The following is a 24,635-nucleotide window of genomic DNA, read 5'->3' on the forward strand; positions in this document are numbered from 1 at the left end:
ATTACTTATTAAAAGATACATTAGGCACAAGCAATGGCACGTTTTTTCCAACCAAAAAAGAAAACTCAACTCGAGACCAAGCATCAATCGGTTTTGGTTGAACGAATGGATCACAATGGCGCTGGCATCGCTTATCAAAAGAATAAACCGGTTTTCATTGATGGCGCATTGCCCGGTGAGCAGGTGGTTATTCAACTTACTGAGAGCAAAAGTAAGTTTTCGCGAGCTAAACTCATCAAGTTATTGAAGCCGAGCGAGCAGCGTTTAAAGCCGTTTTGTAAGCACTTTAATCAGTGTGGTGGCTGTCACCTTCAACACCTAGGTTACTCTTCTCAGGTTGAGCATAAATCGCAATCTCTGACGCACCTGATGAGCCAATACCAAACGGCGAACACTGAAGTTGCACAACCTATTGTCGGTGATGAAACCGGTTATCGACGTCGCGCACGTATCAGCCTATTTGTTGATAAGAAGACACAACAGCTTCAATTCGGTTTCCGTAAGAAGCAGAGTAAGCAGATTGAAAACATCACCGACTGTGCCGTGCTTGATCCTCGCCTTAATGTGTTGCTGCCAAAACTGAAAAATTTACTGAACACTTTCAACAGCCTTACGTCTTTAGGACACGTTGAATTGGTGTTGGGCGATACTGGCCCTGTTATGGTTCTACGTCACCTTAAGCCTTTAGTTGAAAAAGATGAGCAAGCGCTGATTGCGTTAGCAAAAGAAGAAGGCGCTACGCTGTACTCGATGCCTGAAACCGATAAGTTGGCCCGTCTGGTTGGTGATGCGCCTAGCTACAGCGAAACTGGCGTGACGTTACCGTTTGAGCCAAACCACTTTATCCAAGTAAACCAGAAAGTGAATCAGCAGATGGTGGCTCAAGCGATTGAGTGGCTAGAACCTCAAGCGGATGAGCGAGTGCTAGACCTGTTTTGTGGTCTCGGTAACTTTAGTCTGCCTATCGCGCAACAATCGGCGTTTGTGGTTGGTGTAGAAGGCGTTGATGAAATGGTTCAGCAAGCCGCATCTAATGCAGCGTTAAACCAGTTAAGCAATACGGAATTTTACCAAGCTAACCTTGAAGAAGAGTTATCTTCACAGCCTTGGGCAAAAGAGAAATTCGATAAAGTATTGCTTGACCCGGCACGTGCGGGAGCGAGTGGGATCGTTGATCAAATTTCAGCGTTAGGAGCGAAGCGTGTGGTTTATGTTTCGTGTAATCCTGCTACTCTAGCTAGAGATTCTGAGAGCTTAGAAAAACAAGGCTATCAATTAGCCAAACTGGGTATGTTGGACATGTTCCCACACACCAGTCATCTAGAATCGATGGCTCTCTTTATCAAGGCTTAGAGGCCCTTAAACAAGGCTTCAAATGAATCACAAAGGCGCAGGGAAGCCTGCGCTGATATCAATATGGTCGAACTAACTTGGAACCAGTTAGTCATATTGAATTGGGTATAAAACATAATAACTAGGAAGGCATGATGGTTGCGGTACGAAGCGCACATTTAAACCCAAGCGAACAGTTTGAGCTAGAAAGTTGGATTGCGTCATTGAATCAAGACGCAAAAACCTCGAATAAACTGATTAAAGTTTATCGTCACTGTGAAGAACTTTTAAAAGATCACGAGCAAGCATCGCTCTTGCTTTGGCGTGGCCGTGAGATGATCGAAATCTTGGTCACCTTGTCTATGGACCGTGCCACTTTAATTGCTGCACAACTTTTCCCCGTCGTCTCAAGCGGCGTTTTTGAGCGCGAAGCGTTTGAAGAAAGCTACGGTAAAGAAACCGTAAAGTTGATCGATGGCGTTGAAGAAATGGCGGCCTTAGGCCAGTTAAACGTGACCCTTGAAGGCAGTGCTGCCTCGGGTCAAGTTGATAACGTTCGACGCATGCTACTGGCTATGGTCGATGATTTCCGCTGCGTAGTCATCAAACTCGCTGAACGAATCTGTAACCTTATCGAGGTAAAAAAAGCGCCTGATGCTGTGCGTCGCGCGGCCGCAAAAGAGTGTTCTAACATCTATGCCCCACTGGCAAACCGTTTAGGTATCGGCCAACTTAAGTGGGAAATCGAAGATTACGCATTCCGCTACCAACAACCAGATACCTACAAGCAGATTGCAAAACAGCTGTCTGAGCGTCGTATCGTTCGTGAACAATACATCACAGATTTCGTTGATGATTTAACCGCAGAAATGCAGCGTTCAAACATCAATGCTGAAGTGAGTGGCCGACCAAAACACATCTACAGTATCTGGCGCAAAATGCAGAAGAAAGGCTTAGCCTTCGATGAGCTTTTTGACGTACGAGCAGTACGTATTATCGCTGACCAGCTGCAAGACTGTTACGCCGGCCTTGGGGTGGTACACACTAAATACAAGCACCTCCCGAGCGAATTTGATGACTATGTGGCGAACCCTAAGCCAAATGGTTACCAGTCGATTCATACCGTAGTACTTGGCCCTGAAGGCAAGACCATTGAGATTCAGATCCGTACTAAGCAAATGCACGAAGACTCTGAGCTTGGTGTGGCGGCGCACTGGAAGTACAAAGAAGGAGCTTCAAGCGGCCGTAGTGGCTACGATGAGAAAATCACTTGGTTGCGTAAACTTATCGACTGGCAAGAAGAGATGTCGGACTCTGGCGAGATGCTGGATGAGGTACGTAGCCAAGTCTTCGATGACCGTGTATACGCATTTACTCCACGTGGTGACGTGGTCGACTTACCAATGGGCGCAACCCCGTTGGATTTCGCCTACCACATCCACTCGATGGTCGGACACCGCTGTATCGGTGCCAAAGTAGCGGGGCGTATCGTACCGTTCACTCATAAACTATCGATGGGCGATCAAGTTGAGATCATCACGCAGAAAGAGCCGAACCCATCTCGTGACTGGTTAAATCCAACCACAGGTTTTGTTCATTCTGGTCGAGCTCGAGCGAAAATCAACGCTTGGTTCCGCGCACAAAGCCGTGAGAAAAACCTAGAAGCGGGTCGTGATATCCTGGAAGTTGAGCTAGCGAAAGTAGGCGCAACCCTAAAAGATGCTGATCAATACGCACTAAAACGCTTTAACGTGAATACGCCAGACGAACTCTATGCAGGTATTGGTAGTGGCGACTTGCGTATTAACCAAGTGGTTAATCACATCAATGCGCTAGTGAATAAGCCAACGGCGGAAGAAGAAGACAAGAAAGCGCTAGAGAAACTGCTTGAGTCGGAAAACAAGCCGGCACAACAGAGTCGTCCGAAGAAAGATGCGGTAGTGGTTGAGGGCGTTGATAACCTAATGACGCACCTAGCGCGTTGCTGTCAGCCAATCCCAGGTGATGTGATTAAAGGTTACATCACTCAAGGTCGTGGTATCTCAGTGCACCGCGCTGACTGTGAACAGCTAGGCGAGCTAAGCGTGCATGCGCCAGAACGTATCATTGATACCGTTTGGGGTAATGGCTTTGTCGGCTCATACATTCTAACGCTGCGTGTTGAAGCGCTAGAACGTAATGGCTTGTTGAAAGACATCACCTCACTGTTCTCGAACGAGAAGATCAGTGTGACGACAATGAAGAGCCGCATCGACTACAAGCGTCAGCTATCGGTAATGGATTTCGATTTGGAAGTGACCAATATTGAGATTCTGAGCCGAGTGACAAGTCGAGTCGAGCAGATCAAAGATGTAATGAGCGTTAAGAGACTTGGATGATCCTTTTGTGTCATTTATGTCATTCCCTACAGTGAGGGACGAACGTGATAGGGAATCTCGCCAAGCGGTTTGAGATCCCCAACTCGCTCATACTTCACTCTTGGAGATGACGAAAAATAGAAAGGTGAGTGGTTTTGGCTGCTCACCTTTTTTAGTTTTAAGAAAAGAATTAGATTAAAACAATCAAACAGAATAATAGGAAAGCACCATGAGCCACCCGATTGAACAACTAGAACAAATTATGACTAAGCTGCGCGATCCAGAAGGTGGCTGTCCTTGGGATTTAAAACAAAATTTTGAAACAATTGTCCCGCATACTATCGAAGAGACGTACGAAGTGGTGGATGCGATTCACAACAAAGATTGGCCGAACCTACAAGAAGAGTTGGGTGACTTGTTGTTTCAGGTGATCTTCTATAGCCAGTTAGCGAAAGAACAGGGGTTGTTTGAGTTCTCTGATGTGGTTGATGGCATTAACGAAAAGCTAACACGCCGCCATCCGCATGTGTTTTCTGATACCGAGTTTGCGAGCGATGAAGAAATTAATGCCAACTGGGAAGCTGAAAAAGCCAAAGAAAAAGCTCAGGCAGGCAAAACTCAAGAAAGTATTCTAGACTCAATACCAAACTCTCTACCTGCGCTTTCACGTGCTACAAAGATTCAAAAACAGGTAGCGAAATATGGCTTTGATTGGGACTCTATTGGCCCAGTGGCTAATAAGGTTTTAGAGGAAGTCGATGAGGTGCTGGAAGAGGCACTTCAAGTGACGCCAAATGAAGATTTGGTTGAAGAAGAGTTGGGAGACTTGCTGTTTGCGACGGTCAATTTGGTACGACATTTAGGTAAAAACCCAGAATCGGCACTCAATAAAGCCAATCTCAAGTTTTCGCGTCGCTTTAAAGGGGTGGAACAAAAAGTTCGTCAGCAAGATAAAAATTTGACTGACTTTTCACTACAACAGCTTGATTCCATGTGGGATGAAGTCAAAGTGGCGGAGAAAAGATAACCAAAGCTTTTATCATGAATTGATTTGAAGCAAAAAATAAAAAATAGCAGTGTGATAGATTTCACGTTGTGGCGATAAGGGGCTTCTGGTATATTTTCATCCCGTCCAGAAGTAGTCCATTTCCCTCATTCAACCAATTTCAGGTTAAACATGACGACAAATTACATTTTTGTTACTGGCGGGGTTGTATCCTCTCTAGGTAAAGGTATTGCTGCAGCATCTCTTGCAGCTATTTTAGAAGCTCGTGGTCTTAAAGTGACCATGATGAAGCTTGACCCTTACATCAACGTTGATCCAGGCACTATGAGCCCGACTCAGCACGGTGAAGTGTTCGTTACGGAAGATGGCGCTGAAACAGACCTTGACCTTGGTCACTATGAGCGATTCATTCGCACCAAGATGACTAAGCGTAACAACTTCACTGCAGGTCGTGTTTACTCAGACGTACTAGCAAAAGAGCGTCGCGGTGATTACCTAGGTGCAACTATTCAGGTTATCCCACACATCACTAACTCTATCAAAGAGCGTGTAATTTCTGGCGCAGCTGGCCACGATATCGCGATCGTTGAAGTTGGTGGTACGGTTGGTGATATCGAATCTCTACCATTCATGGAAGCGATTCGTCAGCTAGCAGTAGAACTAGGCCGTGAACGCGCAATGTTCATGCACCTTACTCTAGTGCCATACCTAGCAGCTGCGGGCGAAGTGAAAACTAAGCCAACGCAACACTCTGTAAAAGAGCTACTGTCTATTGGTATTCAGCCAGACATCCTAGTTTGTCGTTCAGACCGCAACATTCCTTCGAACGAGCGTAAGAAAATTGCTCTGTTCTGTAATGTGCAAGAAAATGCAGTTATTTCTATGCGCGATGTTGACTCTATCTACAAGATCCCTCAGCTTATTAAAGCTCAAGGTACTGATGAACTTGTATGTAAGCGTTTCGGCATCACAGCTCCAGAAGCAGACCTGTCTGAATGGGAACAAGTAATTTACGAAGAAGCTAACCCAACGGGTGAAGTGACGATTGGTATGGTTGGTAAGTACATTGAACTACCAGACGCATACAAATCAGTAAATGAAGCGCTAAAACACGCGGGCTTGAAAAATCGCCTAAGCGTTAATATTAAATACGTAGATTCACAAGACGTTGAGTCTCGTGGCGTAGAAGTTTTAGAAGGCCTAGATGCAATCCTAGTTCCTGGTGGTTTTGGTGATCGTGGTGTTGAAGGTAAGATTCTTGCTGCTCAATACGCTCGTGAAAACAAAGTACCGTACTTAGGTATCTGTCTAGGTATGCAAGTAGCGCTTATCGAGTACGCTCGTAACGTTGCGAAAATGGAAGGGGCACACTCTTCTGAATTCTGTACTGAAACTAAGTACCCAGTTGTTGGTCTTATCACTGAGTGGACTGATGGCGAAGGTAAAGTTGAAGAGCGTACAGAAACATCTGACCTTGGCGGCACAATGCGTCTTGGTTCACAGCTTTGTCACCTAGCGAAAGGGACGAAAGCTTACGAATTATACGGTAGCGCGACGATCCATGAACGTCACCGTCACCGTTACGAAGTGAACAACAATCTTCGTCCACAAATCGAAAAAGCGGGCCTAAAAGTATCGGGTCTATCTGCGGACAAGAAACTGGTTGAAGTTATTGAGAACCCGAACCACCCATGGTTCGTTGCTGCTCAATTCCACCCAGAGTTCACTTCAACACCTCGCGATGGTCACCCATTGTTTGCAGGTTTCGTTAAAGCGGCTGGTGAGTTCCAGCGCGGCGAGTTAGAGAAGTAAAAAGGAATACAGGTAGCTGCGTAAGTTGTGCTGCTACCTTTAAATTTGACATTTATATATTCAACGAGAAGGAAACATTCAATGTCTAAGATCGTTAAAGTTCTAGGTCGTGAAATCATCGATTCACGTGGTAACCCAACTGTAGAAGCTGAAGTACACCTAGAAGGCGGTTTCGTAGGTATGGCTGCTGCTCCATCTGGCGCATCTACTGGTTCTCGCGAAGCTCTTGAGCTACGTGACGGCGACAAATCACGTTTCCTAGGTAAAGGTGTTCTTAAAGCTATTGAAGCTGTAAACGGCCCAATCGCTGAAGCTCTAGTTGGTACTGACGCTAAAGCACAAGCTGACGTTGACCAAATCATGCTTGACCTAGACGGTACTGATAACAAGTCTAAGTTCGGCGCGAACGCTATCCTAGCTGTATCTCTAGCTAACGCAAAAGCTGCTGCTGCTGCGAAAGGCATGCCTCTATACGAGCACATCGCTGAGCTAAACGGTACTGCTGGTCAGTTCTCTATGCCTCTACCAATGATGAACATCATCAACGGTGGTGAGCACGCAGATAACAACGTTGACATCCAAGAGTTCATGATCCAACCAGTTGGCGCTAAAACTCTTAAAGAAGGTCTACGTATCGGCGCTGAAGTATTCCACAACCTAGCTAAAGTTCTTAAGTCTAAAGGCTACAGCACTGCAGTTGGTGATGAAGGTGGTTTCGCTCCTAACCTTAAGTCTAACGCTGAAGCTCTAGAAGTTATCGCAGAAGCTGTTGCAGCTGCTGGTTACGAACTAGGTAAAGACGTTACTCTTGCTATGGACTGTGCAGCATCTGAGTTCTTCGACAAAGAAGCTGGCATCTACAACATGAAGGGCGAAGGTAAAACTTTCACTTCTGAAGAGTTCAACCACTACCTAGCTGAGCTAGCGAACAACTTCCCAATCGTTTCTATCGAAGACGGTCTTGACGAGTCAGATTGGGATGGCTTCAAGCACCAAACTGAACTTCTAGGCGACAAGCTTCAAATCGTTGGTGACGATCTGTTCGTTACAAACACTAAGATTCTTGCTGAAGGTATCGAGAAAGGCGTAGCTAACTCTATCCTTATCAAGTTCAACCAAATCGGTTCTCTAACAGAGACTCTAGCTGCTATCAAGATGGCTAAAGACGCTGGCTACACTGCAGTAATCTCTCACCGTTCTGGCGAAACTGAAGATGCAACTATCGCTGATCTAGCGGTAGGTACAGCTGCAGGTCAAATCAAAACTGGTTCTATGAGCCGTTCTGACCGTGTTGCTAAGTACAACCAACTTATCCGTATCGAAGAAGCTCTAGGTTCTAAAGCTCCTTACAACGGTCTTAAAGAAGTTAAAGGTCAATAATTCGTCCTATTTGGCACTGTAGCTGCGTTAACTGCAGAAGATTCACTAAGTCACATAGGAAACTATGCTCCATAGCTGAATCTTCTTTGTTGCCTTGCTACAGCACCAACTAGTTAGAATTATGCACTAATACTTTTGAATGCCTCGCTTATGCGGGGCATTTTTTTGTCTGTAGAAAACTGAATGAAAGAAGCTCTAGGCTCTAAAGCTCCTCCTTGTCACATATAAAGTTCGTCATTCCCTAGACTGACGAAGGAAGGAGTAGGGAATCTCATTGTTTTCCTGACAATGACTCCCCGACTTATTGATTCCCTGACACCACATATCTCGCACCAATAAGCTCATTATGGTATATATGTGCCTTATTCTAGTTCCTTCTTTTTCAACCGGCGAAAGGTGTTATGCGAATTTTTGCTTTAGTACTGCTCATAGTGTTTGGCTGGCTACAACACACACTGTGGCTCGGTAAAAATGGTATCTCTGATTACTACGGTGTGAACAACGAAATCCAAGTTCAACAGCAAGTAAATGAAAAGCTGCATATTCGAAATGCAGAAATGTTTGCTGAAATTGACGATCTACGCCAAGGCTTAGACGCGATAGAAGAACGCGCACGTCATGAACTTGGAATGGTCAAAGAAGGTGAAACGTTTTATCGCATCATTGGTGAGGAATCCCATTAATGTCGACTCAACTTCAAAGCGTGATTGCCGTTGTACCTGCGGCGGGCGTCGGTAGCCGAATGAAGGCAGACCGCCCTAAGCAATATCTCAAGATTCACGACAAAACAATTTTAGAGCACACCATTGAGAAATTACTGTCTCACCCACAAGTCGCTCAAATTGTCGTTGCGATCAGCGATGATGACCCATACTACCCTGATCTAGCACTCAACCTGAACCCGCAAGTGATCAGAGTGTCAGGCGGAAGCGAGCGAGCGGACTCTGTACTCTCTGCGCTAAACTATATCGCTGAGCAGCAGCTTAGTGATTGGGTAATGGTTCACGATGCGGCAAGGCCGTGTGTTCAGCTAAGTGATATCGACAAGCTAATTTCCGGCGCGATGAGCCATGATGTGGGCGCTATTTTAGCGGCTCCAGTTCGTGACACGATGAAGCGCGGTGCCCAAGGGCAGATCGAGCATACCGTTGAGCGTGCCGATTTATGGCATGCACTTACGCCGCAAATGTTCAGAGCAAAGCCTCTGTGGAAGGCATTAAGTGAGGCGTTGCAACAAGGCGCTTCAATTACTGACGAAGCCTCAGCCTTTGAATGGAAAGGTTTATCGCCCGCTTTAGTGGCGGGGCGTTCAGATAATTTTAAGATTACTCAGCCTGAAGATTTAGCGCTTGCTGAGTTCTATTTAAGTCAGAATAAGGAATAATGATGATTCGTATTGGCCATGGCTTTGATGTACATAAGTTTGGTGGTGAAGGCCCGGTAATTATTGGTGGTGTAAGCATCCCTTACGAGCAAGGTCTTATTGCACACTCAGACGGTGATGTTGCCCTTCATGCGTTGTGTGACGCTCTATTGGGTGCGATTGCTGCGGGTGATATTGGTCGTCATTTCCCTGATACCGATGACGAATGGAAAGGTGCGGATAGCCGTGAGCTACTGAAAGATGTTTACCGTCGAGTAAAAGAACAAGGTTACGTGATTGGTAATGCCGATATTACTATCATGGCGCAAGCTCCAAAGATGGCGCCTCATATAGACTCTATGTGCCAAGCTATTGCTCAAGACCTAGAAACCAGCATTAGCAATGTGAATGTAAAAGCGACGACCACTGAGCGTTTAGGTTTTACAGGTCGCAAAGAGGGCATCGCATGTGAAGCGGTGGTCCTAATTACTAAAAGTGCGTAAGCACCAACACGAAAAGAACAGCATGTCAGATATTTTATCTTCATTGGCTTATCTAAACGGTAAACCAACTGCGAAAGCAAAACTAAAAGCAAAAGCCGAACACTTTGTCGTTAATGAAGACTTGGGTTTTGAGTTTGCTGGTGAAGGCGAGCACCTAATGGTTCGTATTCGTAAAACTGGTGAAAACACGAGCTTCGTAGCAAACGAGCTGGCTAAAGCTTGCGGTGTTAAGTCGAAAGACGTGAGCTGGGCGGGTTTGAAAGACCGCCACGCTGTGACAGAACAGTGGTTGAGCGTTCACCTACCGAAAGGTGAGCCTGACTTTTCAGGGTTCTTAGCACAATACCCAAGCATTGAAATCTTAGCGACAGCGCGACACAACAAAAAGTTACGTCCAGGCGATTTAGTTGGCAACCAATTTGAGTTGACCTTGTCTGAAGTAACGGATTGCGATGATGTGGTCAAGCGTTTGGAAAAAGTCGCTCAAGTGGGCGTGCCAAACTACTTTGGTGCTCAGCGTTTTGGCAATGAAGGTAACAACCTATCTGAAGCTCGTCGTTGGGGCCGCGATAACGTTCGTACTCGTAACCAGAATAAGCGCAGCTTGTACCTTTCTGCTGCTCGTTCGTGGATTTACAACCTGATCCTTTCAGACCGTATTGAGCAAGATGCGTTTGCATCAGCATTGGTTGGCGATATCGTGGTGAAAGACGGTGCTCAACTGGCAGTAACAGCAGACAACATTGAAGCTGTAAACCAAGACATTGCGAACGGTTCTGCTTTGATAACTGTTGCTTTGGCTGGCGATAATGCCTTACCAACGATTGATGAGTCTCAAGCTCTAGAACAGAAACACCTTGATGCTGAACCGGATCTAATGGCTCTGATTCGTGGTAACCGTATGCGTCATGATCGCCGTGAAGCGTCACTGAAACCAACAGACTTAACTTGGGAAGTGAACGAAGATAATGTCACGCTTAAGTTCTCTCTTGATGCGGGTTGTTTCGCAACAGCGATCGTTCGCGAATTGGTTGAAGAAGTACACGTAGAGAGAACCTACGAGCAATAACGATTCTGCTTGGAGCTGAGTCACTTGATATTGGAATTTAAGTGACTTGGCTTAGCATGGGAACAAAAGAAAGGATACAAGATGAAGATTTTACTCAGCAATGATGATGGTGTGCACGCTCAAGGTATTCATGAGCTGGCAAATGAGCTACGTGATCTTGCTGACGTTATCATTGTTGCCCCTGACCGTAATCGCTCGGGTGCGTCAAATTCATTAACTTTAGAACAGCCTCTGCGTGTTCAAGAGATTACTGAAAATACCTATTCGGTACAAGGAACACCGACCGACTGTGTGCATTTTGCGTTAAACGAACTGCTAAAGAATGACATGCCTGATCTGGTATTAACGGGCATTAATCACGGTGCTAACCTGGGTGATGACGTGCTTTATTCCGGCACGGTGGCTGCAGCAATGGAAGGGCATTTTCTAGGCGTTCAATCGGTAGCGTTTTCTCTGGTGGGAAAAAAACATTTTAAGACAGCGGCAGCGATTGCTCGTCGTATTGTCGAACAACATTTAGCAAACCCAATCCCGACCAACCGCTTGTTGAACGTAAACGTTCCTGATTTAGCCTTAGAACAATTGTCTGGTACTCAGGTGACGCGCTTAGGTGCTCGTCATCACGCTGAAGATATGATCAAGCAAAAAGACCCGCGTGGTCACGATATCTATTGGCTTGGCCCTCCGGGTAAAGAGCAAGATGCCGGTGAAGGTACCGATTTTTACGCGATTGAGCATGGCTTTGTGTCGGTAACACCGTTGCAGGTTGATCTGACGGCGCATGAGTCGTTGGGTGCGATGGCAACATGGTTAGGGGAGAAGTAAGTGAGTAATCCGCAAGCTGAGCGTTTAATTACTTTCCTGATTGAAAATGGTATTCAGGATCAAAAGGTTCTTGATGCGATTTACCAACTGCCGAGAGAGAGCTTTTTATCACAGGCGATGTATCACCAAGCCTATGATAATAATGCGCTGCCTATCGGTCAGGGTCAGACAATCTCACAGCCATACATTGTTGCTAAAATGACAGAGCTACTTGAATTACAACAAGATAGCCGTGTCTTGGAGATCGGAACGGGTTCTGGTTACCAAACTGCGGTATTGGCTCAACTTGTTGATCATGTGTATTCGGTTGAAAGAATAAAGTCGCTACAATGGGATGCCAAGCGTAGGTTGAAGCAACTCGATTTCTACAATATCTCAACTAAGCACGGTGATGGTTGGCAAGGTTGGTCTTCAAAAGCCCCTTTTGATGCGATTATTGTCACCGCCGCTGCAGAGTCGATTCCTCAAGCGCTTCTGCAACAGCTGAAAGATGGCGGTCGTTTACTGATTCCAGTCGGTGATGACGAACAGCAACTATTGAAGATCGTTCGACACGGCGATGAGTTTTTATCGAGTGTTATCGAGATGGTGAGATTTGTACCTCTTGTTCCTGGTGAGCTAGCTTAATAAAAGACTAATGGTGTAGGTGGATAGAGAGTCGATGCGTTCGAAGTTGTTAAAAGGAAGTACTTTACTGCTTAGCTGTGCCCTTGTTGGGTGTGCAGCGAATTCGCCTGCGCCGGTTTCAAGCCTTAACAAGAATTACTCATCGATTGATCGTGGTAGTTATCGCGGTAGTTACTATGAAGTGAAAAAAGGCGATACGCTTTATTTCATCGCTTATGTGACCAATAAAGACGTCAATGACCTCGTTAGCTACAACAAATTGTCTGCGCCTTATACTATTCACCCAGGGCAGAAGCTTAAGTTGTGGCGTCCTAGTTACAATGCGCCAGCGTATGGTAAGTCAACGGTAGCGGTAGCAGCTGTTGCTGCGCCTGTCGCGGCATCGACAACGTCATCTGCGGCAAATAAACCTAAATCCACATCGCAATCGAGCAAAAACTCTAAACCAGCTCCAGCTCAAACTACCACCAAAGTGGCGAAAAAAGATCCACCAAAGAAGGTTGAACAATCCAAATCAAAGGAGTATGTTGGTTCTAAAGGTAAACAGAATGTTACACCGTCCACCAAACCAACAAGTGATAAAGTATCCAAATGGTTATGGCCAACTAAAGGGAGAGTAATCAAGAATTTCTCTGTAGGCGAACAAGGAAATAAAGGCATAGACATAGCAGGACAGCGAGGTCAGCCAATAGTATCTACTGCAGGGGGAACGGTTGTTTATTCGGGTAATGCACTGCGAGGCTACGGCAATCTAGTGATTGTGAAGCACAATGATAATTACTTAAGTGCATACGCGCATAACGACCGACTATTAGTATCTGAAGGGCAAAGTGTGAAACCAGGGCAGAAGATTGCAACAATGGGAAGCTCTGGAGCCAGCAGTGTTAGGCTGCACTTTGAGATTCGTTACCAAGGTAAATCAGTTAATCCAAAACGATATTTGCCTTAAATACAATATGAACGATTAACGTATTGTATTGAGTGACATAGTCATTTAGCGACATATGAAGTTGTAATGTCATGCTAATTTCGCCAGGGGGAGGCGTTATGAGTATAAGCAATGCAGTAACCAAAGAAGAGTTCGATCTTGACCAAGCAACCACGGAACCGGAAGCTCTTGGAAAAGCAAAACGAACAGTCACTAAGAAAACCGAAGCGAAAGAAGAAGTTGAAGTTACGTCTAAAAGCTTAGATGCCACTCAACTGTATCTAGGCGAAATCGGTTTCTCACCACTACTAACCGCAGAAGAAGAAGTGCTTTACGCACGTCGAGCTCTACGCGGTGATGAAGCAGCACGTAAACGCATGATCGAAAGTAACCTGCGTTTGGTGGTAAAAATTTCTCGTCGTTATAGCAACCGTGGTTTGGCACTTCTCGATCTAATCGAAGAAGGCAACCTAGGTTTGATTCGCGCCGTAGAGAAATTTGACCCAGAGCGAGGCTTCCGCTTTTCAACTTACGCAACATGGTGGATTCGTCAAACCATTGAACGTGCGTTGATGAATCAGACTCGCACTATCCGTTTGCCAATCCATGTTGTGAAAGAGCTGAACATCTACCTACGTACTGCAAGAGAACTATCACAAAAGCTTGACCACGAACCAACAGCTGAAGAGATCGCTTCTAAGCTAGATAAGCCGGTTGGTGATGTGAACAAGATGCTTCGTCTAAACGAAAGAGTGAGTTCTGTAGATACGCCAATTGGTGGTGACGGTGAGAAAGCACTGTTGGATATTATTCCAGACATCAACAATTCAGATCCTGAGGTTTCAACTCAAGATAGCGATATCAAGAACTCACTGATCTTCTGGCTTGATGAACTGAATCCTAAGCAGAAAGAGGTACTTGCACGTCGATTTGGACTACTGGGTTATGAACCGTCAACGCTAGAAGAAGTTGGTCGTGAAATCAGCCTGACTCGTGAGCGAGTTCGTCAAATCCAAGTTGAAGGTCTTCGCCGTCTACGTGAGATTCTTATCAAGCAAGGTCTGAATATGGAAAACCTGTTCAACGTAGAAAACGACTAATTGAACGGATGATGCTTCTCTAAATAGAAGACAAATAAAAACGCTGACTTTAAGTCAGCGTTTTTTTGTTTGTGGCTTTGGTATTTCATGCCGTCTAATCAAAATAGCAGTACGGCCATAACAAGCTACTTGGTAAGAAACTAAAGCAGCTTCTTCAAGCGGTAAAGTTCTTCTAATGCTTGGCGAGGAGTTAGATCATCAGGATCAACATTCGCTAGCGCTTGCTCTACTTCACTCGGTTCTGGGAGCAGGCTCAGTTGGTTTGCGATATCGACACCGCTTGGCTTCGATGTTGGCGACTCCATACTTAACGCTTCTAACTGAGTCAGCTTCGCACGAGCATTCTTGATCACTGCTTTCGGTACGCCAGCTAAACCTGCAACCGCTAGACCATAAGATTTACTTGCAGCACCTTCTTGAACTGCGTGCATAAAGGCAATGCTATCACCATGTTCAACCGCATCTAAGTGTACGTTTGCTAAAGTTGGAAGTTGGTTAGGTAGTTCAGTTAGCTCAAAGTAGTGCGTTGCAAACAGTGTCATCGCATTGATTTGATTGGCTAGCCACTCTGCACTTGCCCAAGCCAGAGACAGGCCATCGTAAGTACTGGTACCACGACCGATTTCATCCATTAGCACAAGGCTGTTTGGTGTTGCATTGTGCAGGATATTTGCGGTTTCTGTCATCTCAACCATGAAGGTTGAACGGCCAGAAGCCAAATCATCGGATGCGCCAATACGCGTAAAGATACGGTCGATAGAGCCGATGGTTGCGCTTTCTGCAGGAACATAACAACCGATATGAGCCATCAATGCGATGAGTGCCGTTTGGCGCATGTAGGTCGATTTACCACCCATGTTGGGACCCGTGATGATCAGCATCTTACGTTGATCATTCAGGTCGATAGGGTTAGCAATGAAAGGTTCGTCCATCACTTGTTCAACAACAGGGTGACGACCGGCCTGAATTTGTACGCCAGCAGACTCTGTCATGGTTGGACGACAGTAATCAAGGGTATCTGCACGCTCAGCCAAGTTCTGTAGAACATCAAGCTGAGATACTGAAGAGGCGATATTTTGTAGGCGCTCTAGATACGGCAGTAGTAAGTCAAACAACTCTTCCCACAGCTGTTTCTCGATAGCGAGTGCTTTCGACTTAGAGTTAAGTACTTTGTCTTCGTGCTCTTTTAGCTCAGGAATGATGTAACGCTCAGCATTTTTCAGCGTTTGACGACGAACATAGTGTGGCGGCACAAGATGGCTTTGCCCACGGCTTACTTGAATGAAGAAACCATGTACGTTGTTGTAGCCAACTTTTAGCGTGTCGATGCCATGACGTTCACGCTCTTCTTGCTCAAGCTTATCAAGAAATTCAGTTGCGCCTGCTGCAAGGTCGCGCCATTCGTCTAACTCGGCATTGTAGCCTTCTGCAATCACACCACCGTCACGGATAACCACCGGTGGGTTCTCTTTGATTGCACGTTCAAGCAGCTCAGAAACCTCATCCACAGGAGAAGCATATTGAGCAAGTTGAGTTAGGTATGGGTGCTTCAGTTGCGTCAGTGTTTCAGCAAGCTCTGGCAAATATTCCATTGCTTGGCGAAGACGCGCCATATCGCGAGGGCGAGCAGAGCGAAGTGCTAATCGAGCGAGAATACGTTCGATATCACCAATCTGTTTTAAGGTTGGCTGTAGTTCTGTGAATAGAGCCAAATCTTTCATTTCACCAATTGCATCTAAGCGCTGATCGAGTGCAGATATATTGCGCATTGGTTGATGTAACCAACGCTTAAGCATACGGCTACCCATTGCTGTCGCAGTGTGATCAAGTACTTCGGCAAGGGTGTTATCAGTACCACCCCCAAGATTTTGCGTGATCTCCAAATTACGACGAGTTGCAGCATCAAGGATCACCGAGTGATCTTGTTTATCCATCGTGAGTGAACGGATATGAGGGAGGGCAGTACGTTGGGTATCTTTCACGTATTGGATCAAACAACCAGCCGCACATAGACCCAGTTTCGCGCTTTCTACGCCAAAGCCAACCAGATCGCGAGTACCAAACTGCTTATTCAATTGCTGCTTAGCGGTGTCTAATTCAAATTCCCATACAGGGCGGCGGCGGTTGCCATTACGGCTTGCCATTAGATTGACTGGCTCGAAATCTTCAGGGAACAGTAGCTCACGTGGTGAGGTTCTCTGCAGTTCTGCGGCCATTGCTTCTTCGGTTTCTGGCTCGCAAAGTTGGAATCGGCCAGAGGTAATATCAAGTGTCGCATAACCGAATTTACCGTTGTGGTGATAAATGGCTGCAATTAGGTTATCAACGCGTTCAGAAAGCAAGGCTTCGTCGGTTACGGTACCCGGTGTCACGATACGCACTACTGCGCGCTCAACAGGGCCTTTTGAAAGAGCTGGATTACCAATCTGTTCACAAATTGCTACGGACTCACCAAGTTGCACTAACTTTGCAAGGTATCCTTCAACCGCATGGTATGGAACACCTGCCATCGGAATCGGTTCACCATTTGATGAGCCACGCTTAGTCAGTGAAATATCGAGGAGTTGAGAGGCTTTTTTAGCGTCATCGTAGAAAAGCTCGTAGAAATCGCCCATGCGGTAGAACAGCAGAATTTCTGGGTTTTCTGCTTTCAGTTTTAGATACTGCTGCATCATGGGAGTATGTTTTTGATCGGCTTTCACAGTTAACTTCTTTCGTTTATTTCTATTGCGGCTTAGGATACGTGAAAGCGTTTCGTGCGAAAAGCGGCTGATGCGAAAAGATGCGAATCCAAATGATATGACAGTAAATAAAGGGAAGCAGATGATGCAGATGACTCAAGACCTTAGTGAGCAGCTTGGACATTTACTCGCTAAACACAAACACGTGTTAGTGACGGCTGAATCTTGCACTGGCGGAGGTGTCGCGAGTGCAGTCACCGATATTGCGGGCAGCTCTGGATGGTTTGATCGCGCTTTTGTTACGTACAGCAATGAAGCCAAACAAGAGATGATCGGTGTACAGCTTAAAACCTTAATGGAGTTCGGCGCCGTGAGTGAGCCTGTCGTAATAGAAATGGCGAGCGGGGCATTGCAACATTCAAACGGGACGATCTCTGTATCAATCAGTGGCATCGCTGGCCCAGGTGGCGCGACCGAAGATAAGCCTGTTGGTACAGTATGCTTCGCGTGGAAAGCGCTAAATGGCTGGGATAAAGTAGAAACGCATGTATTTACAGGCGACAGATCACAAGTACGCCAACAAGCCACGCACCATGCCCTGCAAGTTATTTATGATTACCTATCAATGGAAGGTAAGTAACATTTGTACAAATTATTTTCATACAGGTATAGACACTGTATGAATCAACAGTATAATGAAAGCCAATTAGTCACCCCTATGTGGGTTAGAAATAGATTCTAGATCGCTTGTTGAGACAACCGATTATGTGGAGATAGAAATGGACGAGAATAAACAAAAAGCGTTAGCCGCAGCCCTTGGTCAGATTGAAAAGCAATTTGGTAAAGGTTCTATCATGCGTCTTGGTGATAACCGCACAATGGACGTAGAAACTATTTCTACAGGTTCTCTATCTCTAGATATCGCACTAGGTGCTGGTGGCCTACCGATGGGACGTATCGTAGAAGTTTACGGTCCAGAATCATCAGGTAAAACAACGCTAACGCTTGAGCTTATTGCTGCAGCACAGAAAGTGGGAAAGACGTGTGCATTCGTTGATGCGGAGCACGCACTAGACCCTATCTACGCTCAAAAGCTTGGTGTTGATATCGATGCACTTCTTGTTTCTCAACCAGATACTGGTGAGCAAGCGCTGGAAATCTGTGATGCACTGGCTCGTTCAGGTGCAATCGACGTTCTTGTTATTGACTCAGTAGCAGCCCTAACACCAAAAGCAGAAATCGAAGGCGAAATGGGCGACAGCCACATGGGTCTTCAGGCTCGTATGCTTTCTCAAGCAATGCGTAAGCTGACGGGTAACCTTAAGCAGTCTAACTGTATGGCTATCTTCATTAACCAAATTCGTATGAAAATTGGTGTGATGTTCGGTAACCCAGAAACAACAACAGGTGGTAACGCACTTAAGTTCTACGCATCTGTTCGTCTTGATATTCGCCGTACTGGTGCGATTAAAGATGGTGATGAAGTTGTTGGTAACGAAACTCGTATCAAGGTCGTTAAGAACAAGATTGCTGCACCATTCAAACAAGCTGAGACTCAAATCCTTTACGGTAAAGGCTTCAACCGCGAAGGTGAGCTTATCGACTTAGGTGTTAAGAATAAGCTAGTAGAAAAAGCAGGCGCTTGGTACAGCTACAAAGGCGATAAGATCGGCCAAGGTAAAGCTAACGCTGGTAAATACCTACGTGAAAACCCAGAAGTTGCTCTAGAGATCGATACTAAACTTCGTGAGTTACTACTGACTCCTGCTGTTCTTGAAGAGAAAGACGTAGAGAAAGAAGAAGAAAACGAAGAGCTATAAGCTCACGTTTTATAGAGTGGATGTTTGAAAGAAGCATCCGCTTTGAAAGAATTTAAAGCCTCGCATATTTTATGCGGGGCTTTTTTATTGGATCTGCTCCGTCGAGCATGTCTTTGGTCAAATCTCTCTCGTTGACTGAGTTTCTTCGGTACTAGGTCGTCAATTTAGTTCTGCTTTTCCACGGCAAGATATAGTGGAATATTCTTCATTTTATCGAATTCCCACTAAAATCCTGCCCAAGGGTGTCTTTTCTACAAGAAAACTAGTCGAAGCCTTAACCATGATCTACAATACGGCAAAATTCTAACTCGACTATTTTCAGGAAGAGCTGCATGTACATGAGCACTGATGAGGTTCGCAACGCGTTCCTTAAGTTCTTTGAGAGCAAAGAACACCAAATCGTAGACAGTTCATCGTTAGTTCCACATAACGATCCAACCCTGCTATTCACTAACGCAGGTATGAACCAATTCAAAGATTGCTTCTTAGGCGCCGAAAAGCGTGCCTACACTCGAGCAACTACGGCTCAGCGTTGTGTACGTGCGGGTGGTAAACACAATGACCTTGAAAACGTAGGTTTCACGGCTCGTCACCACACGTTCTTCGAAATGCTAGGCAACTTCAGCTTTGGCGACTACTTCAAAGAAGAAGCGATTGGATTTGCTTGGGAATTCCTGACTGAAACTCTTCAACTGCCAAAAGATCGTCTACTGGTAACGGTATACGAGACAGATGATGAAGCATTCGATATCTGGAACAAGAAAGTAGGTGTTCCTGCTGACCGTATCGTTCGCATTGGCGACAAAGAAGGCGGTAAACAGTTCGAGTCTGATAACTTCTGGACGATGGGTGACACAGGTCCTTGTGGTCCATGTACTGAAATCTTCTACGATCACGGTGAGCACATCTGGGGCGGCCGTCCTGGTACACCTGAAGAAGATGGTGACCGTTTCATCGAGATCTGGAACAACGTATTCATGCAGTTCAACCGTCACGCTGACGGCACAATGGAACCGCTACCTAAGCCTGCTGTAGATACAGGTATGGGTATTGAGCGTATTTCTGCAATCATGCAGGGCGTTCACTCTAACTACGAAATTGATGTATTCCAAAAGCTAATCAAAGCGACTGCGGAAGTTGTTGGTCATGACGATCTATCTAACCAATCGCTACGCGTTATTGCTGACCACATCCGTTCTTGTTCATTCCTAATTGCTGACGGTGTTATGCCTTCAAACGAAGGTCGTGGCTACGTTCTACGTCGTATCATCCGTCGTGCAGTTCGTCACGGTAACAAGCTTGGCGCACAAGGCGTGTTCTTCCACAAACTTGTGGGCGTACTGGCTGAAGTGATGGGCTCTGCGGCAGATGAACTTAAGAAACAGCAAGAGCTGGTTGAAAAAGTACTTCGCATTGAGGAAGAGAACTTTGGTCGTACGCTAGAGCGCGGCATGGTTATTCTTAATGACGCACTAGATGCACTTGAAGGCAAAGAGCTTGACGGCGAAACAGTTTTCAAACTTTACGATACATACGGCTTCCCAGCTGACCTTACTAACGATGTAGCTCGCGAACGCGATTTTACTATCGATGAAGAAGGCTTTGAGAAGGCGATGGAAGCACAGCGTAAGCGTGCACGTGAAGCAGGCCAATTCGGCACGGATTACAACGCGACAATCAAAGTAGACACCAACACTGAGTTCTGTGGTTACACAGCAACTGAAGGTGCTGGTGAAATCTCTGCGCTATTCGTTGACGGCGAAGAGGTTGCTTCACTATCGGCTGGCGACAAAGCAATCATCATCCTTGAAGAGACACCATTCTACGCTGAGTCAGGCGGTCAATGTGGTGATGCTGGTACACTAAAAACAGCGTCGGGTCTTTTCAAAGTACAAGACACTCAGAAGCTAGGTAACGCATTTGCGCACCACGGTGAGCTAGTTGAAGGTGTATTTGCTAAGGGCGATAAAGTAGAAGCAACGGTTGACGCTGAGCGTCGAGCTGCTATCTCACTAAACCACTCTGCCACTCACTTACTTCACTCTGCATTGCGCGAAGTGCTAGGTGAGCACGTTGCTCAGAAAGGTTCTTTAGTTAAGCCAGACAACCTACGTTTTGACTTCTCTAACCTTGAAGCGGTAACACCAGCACAGATTAAAGAAGTAGAGCGTCTAGTTAACGCACAAGTTCGTAAGAACCATGTGATTGAAACGAACATCATGGACATCGAGTCAGCGAAAGAAAAAGGTGCAATGGCACTGTTTGGCGAGAAGTACGATGATGAAGTTCGCGTTCTATCTATGGGCGACTTCTCTACTGAACTTTGTGGTGGTATCCACGCTTCAAACACAGGTGATATCGGCCTATTCAAGATCACTTCTGAAGGTGGTATTGCTGCGGGTATTCGTCGTATTGAAGCGGTAACAGGTGAAGCTGCACTAGATGCAGTAGAAGCTCAAGCTAACGCTTACGAAGAGAAACTGGCTGAGTCAGCTAAGAAAGCGAAATCGCTAGAGAAAGAAATCCAACTGCTTAAAGAAAAGATGGCTGCTGCAGAAAGCGCAAACATCATGGGCAAAGTAGAAGACATCTCTGGTACTAAAGTTTTGGTTGCTGCAATTGAAGGCGCAGACAACAAGAACCTACGTACTATGGTTGATAACGCTAAAAACCAAGTAGGTAGCGGCATCATCCTAATCGCGAACGTAGCAGACGGTAAAGTTGGCTTGATTGCTGGTGTAACCAAAGACCTAATCGGCAAAGTAAAAGCGGGTGATCTCGTCAAGATGGTTGCTGAGCAAGTTGGCGGTAAAGGCGGCGGTCGTCCAGATATGGCTCAAGCGGGCGGTACAGACGTTGCAGCACTGCCAGAAGCGCTTAAATCTGTGCGTACTTGGCTAGAAGAGCGTCTTTAAGCTTAAGTAATTGATACAAAGATGCCCAATCAGTTGATTGGGCATCTTTTATTTTGCCTATTGGAAGTGTGTTTAAACAAGGTTTGATTGAGATTAACCAAGAAGTCTAATGGTGGCGTTAGACTCCTTGGTTAATTTTTTATTGCTTCGCCCTGACGCGGAGTATGTGTTTTTTTGTCATATATAGACATTGGTCTTGGGAAGGTGAGGACGGGTGAAAATGCCTCTTATCGTGCAGAAATTTGGTGGAACGTCGGTGGGTTCAATTGAACGAATCCATCATGTAGCAGAAAAAATCATTGAAGCGAAAAATGAAGGGAACCAGATCGTGGTTGTCGTTTCTGCTATGTCTGGTGAAACAAATCGGTTAGTTAATTTAGCCACGCAAGTTGATAGCGTACCAAACGCTAGAGAACTGGATGTGTTGTTAACGGCTGGCGAGCAAGTTTCCATGGCCTTGTTAGCAATGACGTTACACAAGTTAGGTTATGAAGCGACATCGATGACTGGCTATCAAGCCAAGATACACACGGATTCTAATCATAATAATGCAGCGATTGAGCGTATTGATACTGCTCCGATTCAAGCTCTGCTAGATGACAACCAGATTGTTATTGTTGCAGGCTTTCAAGGATTCAATGCGAAAGGTGATATCACGACATTAGGCCGCGGTGGTTCAGATACTACAGCGGTCGCGCTTGCAGGTGCCTTGCAGGCGAAAGAATGCCAGATCTATACTGATGTAGATGGTGTTTACTCTTGTGACCCTAGAGTCGTAAAACAATCTCAGAAATTAGATACTTTAGACTTTCCTTCTATGGAAGAGATGGCTCGCCGAGGCGCTAAGGTATTGCACCTTCCTTGTGTTCAGTATGCATGGCAGCACAACGTGCCATTGCGAGTGCTTTCAAGCTTTGAACAAGGCGAGGGCACATTGATCGCGGGTAATCAGTGTTTGAATGATATTGCTGGCATCGCCATCCAAAGAGATATGGTGCGTATCGAGTGTTTGAATGAAGATTTACCGTCTTTCATTTCACATTGCCAACTGTTGGGGATCGAAGTCTGTAGTGTGATCGAGGAAACAGAACGGGCAGCACTCATTATTAAACAAGACATAAGTGCCAAATTAAAACTAGTTTTTGCTGAGAAAATCCGTAATAGTGAACAGGTTAGTTTGTTAACTGTGGTAGGAAGCCGAACACAAGAAATTGTGGTCAGTTCACATGGATTGTTGTCTGAAGGCGAAATTGATGTACAGCATCACTTATTGCAGCAGCAGTCTTTAACTTTGGTGATATCACCAACGCAAGTCGATATGGCTGCTAACATATTACACAATGCATACATCGTAGCGCGTGAAACACAGGGTTATCCTAAAAAAGAAGTGCATTTTGGTTAAATAAACTCAATCGATAGTTTACGAAAATATAACTTTTGTTGGATAATACTCTCGTAGCTAGATAAATTTAGAGATTACTCAAGGAGCAAAGAATGCTAATTTTGACTCGCCGCGTTGGCGAAACACTGATGATTGGTGATGAAGTAACAGTTACTGTACTAGGCGTTAAAGGTAACCAAGTACGTATCGGTGTTAACGCACCTAAAGAAGTATCTGTTCACCGTGAAGAGATCTACATGCGCATTCAAGCTGAAAAAGGTAATGGTAACGTTGCATCTGGCAACTACTAATACTTTTGCGTAGAGAAGAGGCTAGCATTGTTGCTAGCCTTTTTTGATCTTGGGGAACCGAAACACTGATTGGGACATAGATGGGTTGGATAACGGATCGGTCTCAAAGTGGTGAAGTGAATGCTTTGTGATGCTGCGAGATACAGACAAGGTTGAACAGAACTGTTGCTCTGTATTTTGTTTGGCAAAACTCAAGATTTATTCGCTTCCCCTATGGCGAAAATACGCATCCCGTAGTATTGTGCCATCAGCGGTAGCACTTGCTGCTGGAGAAATTAGATAATTGTTTTCGGCTGTTTATTATTGCCAATCTTTCACCTTAATTTTTAAGGGAAAAAGCGCGATTTGAATCTTATAAGTTCAATTTGCAAGCGCTTTGATTAAATAGCAAACGGTTGAGTGTTTTTGTCCAATTTTTTTCAATAAAGTGTTTGACATATTTTCGGTAAAACGTAATATGTGCCTCCGCAAGACGGTGAGGTGGCCGAGAGGCCGAAGGCGCTCCCCTGCTAAGGGAGTATGTGGTTTGTAGCTGCATCGAGGGTTCGAATCCCTCCCTCACCGCCATTTCTTGCGAGTCTAAAATTAGCAATTTAGACAATGTAAATGTGCGTCCTTAGCTCAGCTGGATAGAGTACCTGGCTACGAACCAGGCGGTCGGAGGTTCGAATCCTCCAGGACGCGCCATTCTCTCTTCTCTTACTTGTAAGTGATTTGAGAATAATGAATTAGGTGAGGTGGCCGAGTGGCCGAAGGCGCTCCCCTGCTAAGGGAGTATGTGGTTTGTAGCTGCATCGAGGGTTCGAATCCCTCCCTCACCGCCATTCATTACAGGCCGATGGCCTTTTTTTTTCTTCGTAGCAAGAAGAATGTGATATATTTCACAACTTCATTCTTAATGAATGAACACCGTGCGTCCTTAGCTCAGCTGGATAGAGTACCTGGCTACGAACCAGGCGGTCGGAGGTTCGAATCCTCCAGGACGCGCCACTATTTAAGGGTTTATTTCTTTTAAGAATGAAAGTCCTTGTATTGACTAAGTTGATACTAAAACCGTGCGCTCTTAGCTCAGCTGGATAGAGTACCTGGCTACGAACCAGGCGGTCGGAGGTTCGAATCCTCCAGAGCGCGCCACTATTTAGGGTTTAGTTCTTATAAGAATGTGAATCCTGATATTGATAAATCGTTCGTCGAGAATTAATATCAAAAACCGTGCGTCCTTAGC

19 protein-coding genes and 5 tRNA genes are annotated in these 24,635 nt (G+C 45.5%); 23 read left to right on the top strand and 1 reads right to left on the bottom strand.

The genetic code is table 11. The features are described 5' to 3' along the window. The first annotated feature begins 33 nt into the window (after positions 1–33). The 13 genes from rlmD to rpoS all read left to right on the top strand — a co-directional run bounded on the left by rlmD (position 34) and on the right by rpoS (position 14,302). Positions 34–1,353, top strand: a complete 1,320-nt coding sequence (rlmD, locus tag AB4329_RS03480; protein WP_372137662.1) for a 23S rRNA (uracil(1939)-C(5))-methyltransferase RlmD — start codon at positions 34–36, stop codon at positions 1,351–1,353. Positions 1,354–1,487: 134 nt separating this feature from the next. Further along, positions 1,488–3,710, top strand: a complete 2,223-nt coding sequence (gene relA, locus AB4329_RS03485) for a GTP diphosphokinase (RefSeq protein ID WP_017059036.1) — start codon at positions 1,488–1,490, stop codon at positions 3,708–3,710. A gap of 208 nt (positions 3,711–3,918) precedes the next feature. Further along, positions 3,919–4,716 (top strand): nucleoside triphosphate pyrophosphohydrolase, encoded by a 798-nt coding sequence (gene mazG / locus AB4329_RS03490; protein WP_137001308.1) that lies wholly within the window; start codon positions 3,919–3,921, stop codon positions 4,714–4,716. Between the two features lie 150 nt (positions 4,717–4,866). Then, the gene (locus AB4329_RS03495) at positions 4,867–6,507 is read left to right on the top strand and encodes a CTP synthase (protein ID WP_017063214.1); all 1,641 of its coding nucleotides are present in this window, start codon (positions 4,867–4,869) and stop codon (positions 6,505–6,507) included. An 81-nt stretch (positions 6,508–6,588) separates the two neighbouring features. Beyond that, positions 6,589–7,887, top strand: coding sequence for a phosphopyruvate hydratase (eno, locus tag AB4329_RS03500; RefSeq protein WP_017059033.1), 1,299 nt, complete (start codon positions 6,589–6,591; stop codon positions 7,885–7,887). A 401-nt stretch (positions 7,888–8,288) separates the two neighbouring features. Next, on the top strand, positions 8,289–8,570 hold the full coding sequence (gene ftsB / locus AB4329_RS03505) for a cell division protein FtsB (RefSeq protein WP_010435786.1): 282 nt from the start codon (positions 8,289–8,291) through the stop codon (positions 8,568–8,570). Further along, a complete protein-coding gene (ispD, locus tag AB4329_RS03510; protein ID WP_017059032.1) occupies positions 8,570–9,271 on the top strand; it encodes a 2-C-methyl-D-erythritol 4-phosphate cytidylyltransferase in 702 nt (233 codons plus the stop codon). The genes ftsB and ispD overlap by 1 nt, the downstream gene beginning before the upstream one ends. A 2-nt stretch (positions 9,272–9,273) precedes the next feature. Next, on the top strand, positions 9,274–9,753 hold the full coding sequence (gene ispF, locus AB4329_RS03515) for a 2-C-methyl-D-erythritol 2,4-cyclodiphosphate synthase (RefSeq protein WP_004739053.1): 480 nt from the start codon (positions 9,274–9,276) through the stop codon (positions 9,751–9,753). A 22-nt stretch (positions 9,754–9,775) separates the two neighbouring features. Continuing rightward, the gene (gene truD / locus AB4329_RS03520) at positions 9,776–10,822 is read left to right on the top strand and encodes a tRNA pseudouridine(13) synthase TruD (protein WP_017059031.1); all 1,047 of its coding nucleotides are present in this window, start codon (positions 9,776–9,778) and stop codon (positions 10,820–10,822) included. Positions 10,823–10,903: 81 nt separating this feature from the next. Further along, positions 10,904–11,647, top strand: a complete 744-nt coding sequence (gene surE, locus AB4329_RS03525) for a 5'/3'-nucleotidase SurE (RefSeq protein ID WP_017059030.1) — start codon at positions 10,904–10,906, stop codon at positions 11,645–11,647. Further along, positions 11,648–12,274 (top strand): protein-L-isoaspartate(D-aspartate) O-methyltransferase, encoded by a 627-nt coding sequence (locus tag AB4329_RS03530; protein ID WP_017059029.1) that lies wholly within the window; start codon positions 11,648–11,650, stop codon positions 12,272–12,274. Positions 12,275–12,308: 34 nt separating this feature from the next. Then, the gene (gene nlpD, locus AB4329_RS03535) at positions 12,309–13,223 is read left to right on the top strand and encodes a murein hydrolase activator NlpD (protein ID WP_372137663.1); all 915 of its coding nucleotides are present in this window, start codon (positions 12,309–12,311) and stop codon (positions 13,221–13,223) included. A gap of 98 nt (positions 13,224–13,321) precedes the next feature. Next, complete coding sequence (gene rpoS, locus AB4329_RS03540; protein ID WP_372137664.1) at positions 13,322–14,302, top strand: RNA polymerase sigma factor RpoS; 981 nt, start codon at positions 13,322–13,324, stop codon at positions 14,300–14,302. Between the two features lie 140 nt (positions 14,303–14,442). Here the strand turns inward: rpoS and mutS are convergent, their stop codons facing one another. After that, positions 14,443–17,004 (bottom strand): DNA mismatch repair protein MutS, encoded by a 2,562-nt coding sequence (gene mutS, locus AB4329_RS03545; RefSeq protein ID WP_372137665.1) that lies wholly within the window; start codon positions 17,002–17,004, stop codon positions 14,443–14,445. Between the two features lie 124 nt (positions 17,005–17,128). On the opposite strand from mutS, the gene pncC reads away from it, so the two are divergent. The 10 genes from pncC (at position 17,129) to AB4329_RS03595 (ending at position 24,544) form a co-directional block, all read left to right on the top strand. Further along, positions 17,129–17,623: a nicotinamide-nucleotide amidase gene (gene pncC, locus AB4329_RS03550; RefSeq protein WP_029235458.1), complete on the top strand. Its 495-nt coding sequence runs from the start codon at positions 17,129–17,131 to the stop codon at positions 17,621–17,623. Positions 17,624–17,762: 139 nt separating this feature from the next. After that, positions 17,763–18,803 (top strand): recombinase RecA, encoded by a 1,041-nt coding sequence (gene recA / locus AB4329_RS03555; protein WP_017056586.1) that lies wholly within the window; start codon positions 17,763–17,765, stop codon positions 18,801–18,803. Between the two features lie 332 nt (positions 18,804–19,135). Then, entirely contained in the window at positions 19,136–21,718 is a 2,583-nt protein-coding gene (alaS, locus tag AB4329_RS03560; RefSeq protein ID WP_017063223.1) for an alanine--tRNA ligase, read from the top strand. 220 nt (positions 21,719–21,938) lie between these two features. Continuing rightward, positions 21,939–23,120, top strand: a complete 1,182-nt coding sequence (locus AB4329_RS03565) for an aspartate kinase (RefSeq protein WP_081090215.1) — start codon at positions 21,939–21,941, stop codon at positions 23,118–23,120. A gap of 92 nt (positions 23,121–23,212) precedes the next feature. Next, positions 23,213–23,410 carry a carbon storage regulator CsrA gene (gene csrA, locus AB4329_RS03570; protein WP_004415691.1) on the top strand — a complete coding sequence of 66 codons (198 nt, stop codon included), beginning with the start codon at positions 23,213–23,215 and terminating at the stop codon, positions 23,408–23,410. Positions 23,411–23,884: 474 nt separating this feature from the next. After that, positions 23,885–23,977 (top strand) — tRNA-Ser (locus AB4329_RS03575). Between the two features lie 43 nt (positions 23,978–24,020). Continuing rightward, positions 24,021–24,097: transfer RNA gene (locus AB4329_RS03580), tRNA-Arg, on the top strand. 44 nt (positions 24,098–24,141) lie between these two features. Then, positions 24,142–24,234, top strand: a tRNA-Ser gene (locus AB4329_RS03585). Positions 24,235–24,323: 89 nt separating this feature from the next. Further along, positions 24,324–24,400 (top strand) — tRNA-Arg (locus AB4329_RS03590). A gap of 67 nt (positions 24,401–24,467) precedes the next feature. Further along, positions 24,468–24,544: transfer RNA gene (locus AB4329_RS03595), tRNA-Arg, on the top strand. Positions 24,545–24,635 lie beyond the last annotated feature (91 nt).

Origin of the sequence: Vibrio sp. 10N.261.54.A5 (genome assembly GCF_041471145.1) — a bacterium.
Taxonomy (GTDB): Bacteria; Pseudomonadota; Gammaproteobacteria; order Enterobacterales; family Vibrionaceae; genus Vibrio; species Vibrio crassostreae_C.

Coding starts and splice junctions, on each gene's coding strand:
- rlmD (WP_372137662.1), top strand. CDS start 34: ATGGCACGTTTTTTCCAACCAAAAAAGAAAACTCAACTCGAGACCAAG.
- relA (WP_017059036.1), top strand. CDS start 1,488: ATGGTTGCGGTACGAAGCGCACATTTAAACCCAAGCGAACAGTTTGAG.
- mazG (WP_137001308.1), top strand. CDS start 3,919: ATGAGCCACCCGATTGAACAACTAGAACAAATTATGACTAAGCTGCGC.
- AB4329_RS03495 (WP_017063214.1), top strand. CDS start 4,867: ATGACGACAAATTACATTTTTGTTACTGGCGGGGTTGTATCCTCTCTA.
- eno (WP_017059033.1), top strand. CDS start 6,589: ATGTCTAAGATCGTTAAAGTTCTAGGTCGTGAAATCATCGATTCACGT.
- ftsB (WP_010435786.1), top strand. CDS start 8,289: ATGCGAATTTTTGCTTTAGTACTGCTCATAGTGTTTGGCTGGCTACAA.
- ispD (WP_017059032.1), top strand. CDS start 8,570: ATGTCGACTCAACTTCAAAGCGTGATTGCCGTTGTACCTGCGGCGGGC.
- ispF (WP_004739053.1), top strand. CDS start 9,274: ATGATTCGTATTGGCCATGGCTTTGATGTACATAAGTTTGGTGGTGAA.
- truD (WP_017059031.1), top strand. CDS start 9,776: ATGTCAGATATTTTATCTTCATTGGCTTATCTAAACGGTAAACCAACT.
- surE (WP_017059030.1), top strand. CDS start 10,904: ATGAAGATTTTACTCAGCAATGATGATGGTGTGCACGCTCAAGGTATT.
- nlpD (WP_372137663.1), top strand. CDS start 12,309: ATGCGTTCGAAGTTGTTAAAAGGAAGTACTTTACTGCTTAGCTGTGCC.
- rpoS (WP_372137664.1), top strand. CDS start 13,322: ATGAGTATAAGCAATGCAGTAACCAAAGAAGAGTTCGATCTTGACCAA.
- pncC (WP_029235458.1), top strand. CDS start 17,129: ATGCAGATGACTCAAGACCTTAGTGAGCAGCTTGGACATTTACTCGCT.
- recA (WP_017056586.1), top strand. CDS start 17,763: ATGGACGAGAATAAACAAAAAGCGTTAGCCGCAGCCCTTGGTCAGATT.
- alaS (WP_017063223.1), top strand. CDS start 19,136: ATGTACATGAGCACTGATGAGGTTCGCAACGCGTTCCTTAAGTTCTTT.
- AB4329_RS03565 (WP_081090215.1), top strand. CDS start 21,939: ATGCCTCTTATCGTGCAGAAATTTGGTGGAACGTCGGTGGGTTCAATT.
- csrA (WP_004415691.1), top strand. CDS start 23,213: ATGCTAATTTTGACTCGCCGCGTTGGCGAAACACTGATGATTGGTGAT.